This is a genomic window from Pseudoalteromonas sp. SR45-5, assembly GCF_014163565.1.
GTDB lineage: Bacteria > Pseudomonadota > Gammaproteobacteria > Enterobacterales > Alteromonadaceae > Pseudoalteromonas > Pseudoalteromonas distincta.
The window spans coordinates 1-5,751 of record NZ_JACJDN010000235.1 but is presented as its reverse complement, the minus strand read 5'-3'; the positions used below and the strand labels follow the sequence as shown (position 1 = coordinate 5,751).

At 38.3% G+C, this 5,751-nt stretch carries 6 protein-coding genes and 1 pseudogene; all 7 read right to left on the bottom strand.

Annotation, left to right across the window (positions count from 1 at the left end):
• Positions 1 to 38: 38 nt before the first annotated feature.
• On the bottom strand, positions 39 to 245 hold the full coding sequence (locus tag H5072_RS10370; protein ID WP_007585537.1) for a hypothetical protein: 207 nt from the start codon (positions 243 to 245) through the stop codon (positions 39 to 41).
• Between the two features lie 169 nt (positions 246 to 414).
• The gene (locus H5072_RS10365) at positions 415 to 627 is read right to left on the bottom strand and encodes a calmodulin (RefSeq protein ID WP_007585535.1); all 213 of its coding nucleotides are present in this window, start codon (positions 625 to 627) and stop codon (positions 415 to 417) included.
• Between the two features lie 599 nt (positions 628 to 1,226).
• Positions 1,227 to 1,442, bottom strand: coding sequence for a TIGR02450 family Trp-rich protein (locus H5072_RS10360; protein WP_002958506.1), 216 nt, complete (start codon positions 1,440 to 1,442; stop codon positions 1,227 to 1,229).
• Positions 1,443 to 1,512: 70 nt separating this feature from the next.
• The gene (locus H5072_RS10355; RefSeq protein ID WP_024596090.1) at positions 1,513 to 1,866 is read right to left on the bottom strand and encodes a cupredoxin domain-containing protein; all 354 of its coding nucleotides are present in this window, start codon (positions 1,864 to 1,866) and stop codon (positions 1,513 to 1,515) included.
• Between the two features lie 20 nt (positions 1,867 to 1,886).
• Positions 1,887 to 4,132: pseudogene (locus H5072_RS10350) on the bottom strand (heavy metal translocating P-type ATPase).
• Positions 4,122 to 4,565, bottom strand: a complete 444-nt coding sequence (locus tag H5072_RS10345) for a MerR family transcriptional regulator (protein WP_182693484.1) — start codon at positions 4,563 to 4,565, stop codon at positions 4,122 to 4,124. The pseudogene H5072_RS10350 and the gene H5072_RS10345 overlap by 11 nt, the downstream one beginning before the upstream one ends.
• A gap of 508 nt (positions 4,566 to 5,073) precedes the next feature.
• Positions 5,074 to 5,571 carry a DUF2059 domain-containing protein gene (locus H5072_RS10340; RefSeq protein ID WP_182693483.1) on the bottom strand — a complete coding sequence of 166 codons (498 nt, stop codon included), beginning with the start codon at positions 5,569 to 5,571 and terminating at the stop codon, positions 5,074 to 5,076.
• Positions 5,572 to 5,751 lie beyond the last annotated feature (180 nt).

Here is a 5,751-nt window from a genome sequence, read left to right as displayed (position 1 = left end):
CCTTTTCAAAGATCCTTTAGGAGTAAAGTGTCTATAAATTAATATTCAAAAAAATCATTTTCTGTCGGACCACCGCTACTTTGAACATTCAGCTCGTCAAATTGCTCTATCACTTGCACCGATTCTTCAGAGCGACTAATTGAAGCGTTGTCGTCTGCATCGCGTGTTTCAAAGTCTGTGTTTGCAAATACTACTGACGAAGAAACAATAGCCATAAGTACAAATGTTGATTGTAGCTTTTTCATAATTTAATCCTTCAAAAGTATGCGGTGTCCTAAATAAATTTGCTCTATAGTGCTCTCTAGTCACTTCCTGGTTATTCTTTTTAGTAGGCTCCCTTGCCTACTTAGGTTGTCTTCGGCAACTCAGAATTTAGATAACATCACAGAGCATTAACTGCTTAAGGCTTTAATTTTAGGCCTTAGAAAACTCATCTTCAGATAGCTCACCATCTTGGTTTGTATCGAGTTCTTCAAATTTGCTTAAAAGCTCAGCATCTACTGAAGCTTCGGCTTGGCTGATTGCGCCATTACCATCTACGTCTAGCGTATCAAAATCTGTTGCTGCAAAAGCCGCTGATGAAGAAGCTAGCGCCATTAGTACTAATGTTGATTGAAATGTTTTCATAATAGTATTCCTTCATTGGGTTGTTGCGATTAAGGCCTTTGGCTTTCATCACGTTTTGCTTAATACACTGTAGGTATTACAACTTCGGTGCCACTTTTTATTTATTATTTAAAAACAATGAGTTAAATGATATAAAGCGAGAAAAGCTTAATTTGCGGAGGTGCTATTGTTGCTATTTAGCAACAGCCATTTAACTAAAAATAATAAACCATTATAAATCAATTGGTTAAGTTTAATTAAAAAGACACACTTTGGCTAAAGAGCTAATAAAGGGGGCGTTTAGGTTAGCCTTCAGAATAAACTGAATATGAACATGGAAATTACATCGGATTTATTTTCGGCTACTAAATAATTAATTTATTTTTAATCAGTAAGTTACATTATTTTATGAGATTTATTATAAAAATTTTGAAAGGATATTTTGAAATTAATTGTTTTGTTGCCAAATGGCGAATTTATCTAGGAAGGTTTCAATGCTAAAGCTAAGTTGTAGCATTAAACTCATAATTTAATGCGCTGTAAAATGTAGGTTTGCTTAAATTAAGCAAACCTACATCGTGTGCCAGCTATTGGAGTGAGGTAAATTATATAGATTTAAACTACTTCCACCCTTGCAGCCACTTTTGGTTATCCTTTAGATCTCGCCAACTAATTGGATATTGATTTTTTGACATAACAGCCTCAGTAATACATTCAATTACATTGCCGTCTTCATCAAATTCCACCTCAACAATAATGAAGTGTTTTTCTTTATTTATAGCAGGTGTTGCGGTCCATTTACTATTCAATAATTTTTTAGGGTTTAGTTTATTCATTTAATGTAACCACTCCTACTCATAGCTTATATAAGGCAACTATACGACCCCAACACCTACTTAGTTCAGACTACTCTGCAACTAGCTTGCCTTTGTACATTTGCATTTGGCAATGAAAGTCATACTCACCGGCTTCAAGCGCAGGTAGTTTAACCGTATTGCCATCACCCATTGCCAGCGTTTTACTTATATCAAGCTGTGGAAATACCACTGTTTCGGCGCACGGCGCGCTGTCTTTTCTATCAAAGGTAAGTACAACCTCTTTGTTGGCTGCCACTTTAATGTGTCTTGGCTTATAAACACCGTTATCAACGACTATCGTTACTTTGTTGTCATCACTTTGTGTTTGCTCTGGTTTGTATAGCCAAAACCAATAAATAATTGCAGCTATTAACAGTGCACCACCTATATTAATCATCAACATAATGTACTCCTTAGCTTAAATTACGATTTATTTGGTTTGAAAAACGTAAGCGATTAGCGTTACTTACCACTGTAAGCGATGAAAGTGCCATAGCTGCACCTGCAACAACAGGGTTAAGTAGGATGCCAAAAAATGGATACAACACGCCGGCTGCAATCGGAATACCCGCCACGTTATAAATAAAGGCACCAAATAGGTTTTGTTTAATATTTGAAATAGTTGCATTACTCACTGCAATTGCATCAGCAAGGCCATGTAACGAACCACGCATTAAGGTAATGTCTGCACTTTCTATTGCAACATCGGTACCTGTACCAATTGCAAATCCTACGTCGGCTTGTGCAAGTGCGGGAGCATCGTTAATACCGTCACCTGTCATACCCACTATTTCACCATTTGCTTGGCGTTTTGTTACTTCGTTTACTTTATCATCGGGCATTACTTCTGCAATAAAGTCATCAATACCAACTTGTTTAGCAACGGCTTGTGCAGTGGCTTTGTTGTCACCTGTTAGCATAACTAGGTGGATACCTTTATCTTGCAGGCGTTTAATAGCTTCAACTGAATCCTCTTTAATTGGATCGGCTACTGCAATAGTAGCGTGGAGCTTATTATTACTTGCAAAATACATGGGCGTTTTAGCATCACTGGCAAGTGTTTGAGCTTGCTCGATTGCATCATCAACGGCCACGTTGTATTTATCCATTAGCGCTTTATTGCCAAACAACAATGTTTGCCCGTCAACACTGCCAGTGACACCTTTACCTGTAATTGCATTAAAGTCGGCTACTTTACTTAAAGCTAAGCCCTGCTTTTTAGCGTGTGCCGTAATTGCTTGGGCTAGTGGATGCTCTGAGCTACTTTCAAGGCTTGCAACAAGTTGCATTACTGTATTTTCATCACTGTTATTAAAGGTAACTACATCGGTAACTTGCGGTGTGCCTTGAGTAATAGTGCCTGTTTTATCTAAAATCATGGTGGTGATTTTAGATGTTGTTTGCAGCGACTCACCATTTCGAATTAATATTCCTGACTCTGCAGCTTTACCAATACCCACCATAACCGACATAGGGGTTGCGAGTCCTAGCGCACAAGGACAAGCAATAATAAGTACAGTGGTAACCGCAACAACGGCATAAGCAATTGATGGCTCAGGTCCAAAGTTTAACCATGCAAGGCCTGCAAGCACCGCAATAATCATGACTGTTGGTACAAATATTCCTGATATAACATCAGCTAAGCGCCCTATTGATGGCTTTGAGTTTTGTGCACGCTTTACCATATTGATAATATTGGCAAGTGTGGTTTCGCTACCAATGTGCGTGGCTTTAAATAATAAAGTGCCACTTTTATTAATACTTCCGGCAACGACTTTGTCGCCCGTTTTTTTGCTTACAGCCATTGGCTCACCAGTAAGCATTGACTCATCAACCGTACTGCTGCCTTCAATAACATCGCCATCCACAGGGATTTTTTCACCCGGGCGTACGCGTACTTCATCATTTTTTACAACATCACTAATGTCGATGTCTTGCTCTTGACCATCGCGAATAACGCGTGCAGTTTTTGGTTGCAGGCCAATTAAGCGTTTAATTGCTTGTGAGGTGCGCCCACGTGCTTTTACTTCAAAAGCGAGCCCTAAACTAATTAAACCGATGATCATCGATGATGCTTCAAAATATACGTGCCTTGCGACTTGTGGTAATAAGTTTGGTGCTATTACTACGAACATTGAATACAACCACGCAGTACCTGTACCAAGCGCTATTAATGTATCCATATTGGCAGCATGGTTTTTAAATGCCTGCCAAGCACCGTTGTAAAATTGCTTACCTGATATAGCCATAACCACAAGCGTGACTATACCCACTAAAAACCAGGCTATTCGTTGTGTGTCGGTGGTCACACTCATATCAAAAATAAGCCCGTATATCATTAACGGTGCACCGACTCCTAACGCTAATATCATATGACGCATTAGCTTTTTGTAATGTGCCTCGTCCGACTTTGCTTTTTCATCAAGTGCATCTTGATCAGACTCATTACTCATTGGCTTAGCTGAATAACCAATGTTTTCGACTGCTTTAATAAGCGTGCTTTCGCGGGCTTTACCTTCTACACGTACTGTACGCTGTGCAAAGTTCATTTCTACATTTTGCGCACCTTGCACGCTATTAAGGGCTTTTTCAATTTTAGCCACACAACTGCCGCAATTAGCGCCTTCAATAATAAAGTTTTGCGCGGTGTCTTTTGTATTAGTCGTCATTACGCTGCTCCTTATTTGCAGAATCGTTTATTGGATCAACAAAAGATTCTATTAAACTACACACGTCACTGGCATTTGCACCATCGGCTGATGTATCCCATTGCGCCAGAGCTGCATGCATTCTATTTCGTAATTTTAATGTTTCTTGAAATAGTGCTTCGGTTTCTTCTAGGCGTTTAGTAATGAGTTTACGCGTTAACGGACAAGGACAATTCCCCTGCTCAGACTCGCCTATAATTTGTTGAATATCTTTGAGTGAAAAACCAAGTTGACGAGAGCTAATAATAAACTTTAAACGCTGCTGGTCTTGCTTTGTATATTCTTGATAACCATTTTCTTCACTGCGTATTGGATGAAGTAACCCAATTCGTGTGTAATGACGAACAGTATCTGCAGTCACGCCCATTAACTTGGCAAGTTGTTTAACATACATAATTTAACTCCGTCATGTTTCAATAGCTTCATAATAAACCTAGGTGCAACACATAGGTCAATGGCTATTTTAAAACTAACAAAATAATACTAATTGGCTTAATTAAGTGCTCTATTTAAGACAATAAATCGAGTGGATAACAAGGCAAAGGTTTCGTTATTTAGTTGTTATTATTAATTGCCCCTGCATTCATGCCGTCGTATATAAAAAATGTTTTATGCAGTTAGCGCCGTACTTAATCCCTCAAATTGATTAAGTATTGTTGCTCATTGGCATAATGACACAAACATAATTAACTTAAGCTGATATTGGCCGTGTATTATCTGAAGGGGATGTAATTTAGCAGAGAATCGCCTAAGTAAGGCGCGTATTAATCTAAGGGCGTGTTAATCATTGGTGATTTAATTTATGCAGACTGTTTGGTCTTTAGGCAAGGCAGAGCCTATGTTGTGTGGTTATCCCCCATAAACAGGCGATAACGCAGCATAAATACCAAACATGCGCTGCCCTAGTTTGATTCGCTACGGCTTTGCTCTAATTCGTCGCTTAGTTGCTGCGCCAAAGTTTGTATTTTAGGCATAGCATCTTTCATTAAGCTTTGTGACATTTGCATAGACTCTTGCATTACAACAGGCATTTTTTCGAGTATTTTTTGCCCTGTATCTGTTTTATAAAATGCTAACATATCGGCAATTTCTTGCTCACTAAAATGCTTGTCGTATACATTGACCATCATTGGCTGCATTTTAGCCCAACTCATCTCAGTTTTTAATACCGTCGTCATGTCGCCGTAGTACTTATCAAAAATTGCTTGCTCAGAAGGCTTAACACCCATTTGGTCTGACATGCCTTTCATCATACCTTCAACCTGGCCGTACATAGAATCAACCATTGAATCTAAATTCATTACACTAATGAGTTCATCTATTTTTTGCTGCTTAGTATTTTGTTCAGCATATAAACTACTAGAAAAAATCAGTAATGATACAAGTAGTACCTTACCCATAATAATATCCTTTCATATAAATAATTAATTTATAGTCACATGAATAGTTTGTATTGTAAAGGGTACAAGCAATCATTAAAAAGGCCGAATAAAATGAATTTATTCGGCCTTTTAAAATTACTTTTTGCGTTAGTCGTCTTCTACATTATCTAGGCCTTTAGTGCCTTCTTTGGCTTTTAG

What these genes read in the sequence shown, in the direction of transcription:
- H5072_RS10370 (WP_007585537.1), bottom strand. Translation starts at nt 245, where the DNA reads ATGAAAAAGCTACAATCAACATTTGTACTTATGGCTATTGTTTCTTCG.
- H5072_RS10355 (WP_024596090.1), bottom strand. Translation starts at nt 1,866, where the DNA reads ATGTTGATGATTAATATAGGTGGTGCACTGTTAATAGCTGCAATTATT.
- H5072_RS10340 (WP_182693483.1), bottom strand. Translation starts at nt 5,571, where the DNA reads ATGGGTAAGGTACTACTTGTATCATTACTGATTTTTTCTAGTAGTTTA.
- H5072_RS10360 (WP_002958506.1), bottom strand. Translation starts at nt 1,442, where the DNA reads ATGAATAAACTAAACCCTAAAAAATTATTGAATAGTAAATGGACCGCA.
- H5072_RS10345 (WP_182693484.1), bottom strand. Translation starts at nt 4,565, where the DNA reads ATGTATGTTAAACAACTTGCCAAGTTAATGGGCGTGACTGCAGATACT.
- H5072_RS10365 (WP_007585535.1), bottom strand. Translation starts at nt 627, where the DNA reads ATGAAAACATTTCAATCAACATTAGTACTAATGGCGCTAGCTTCTTCA.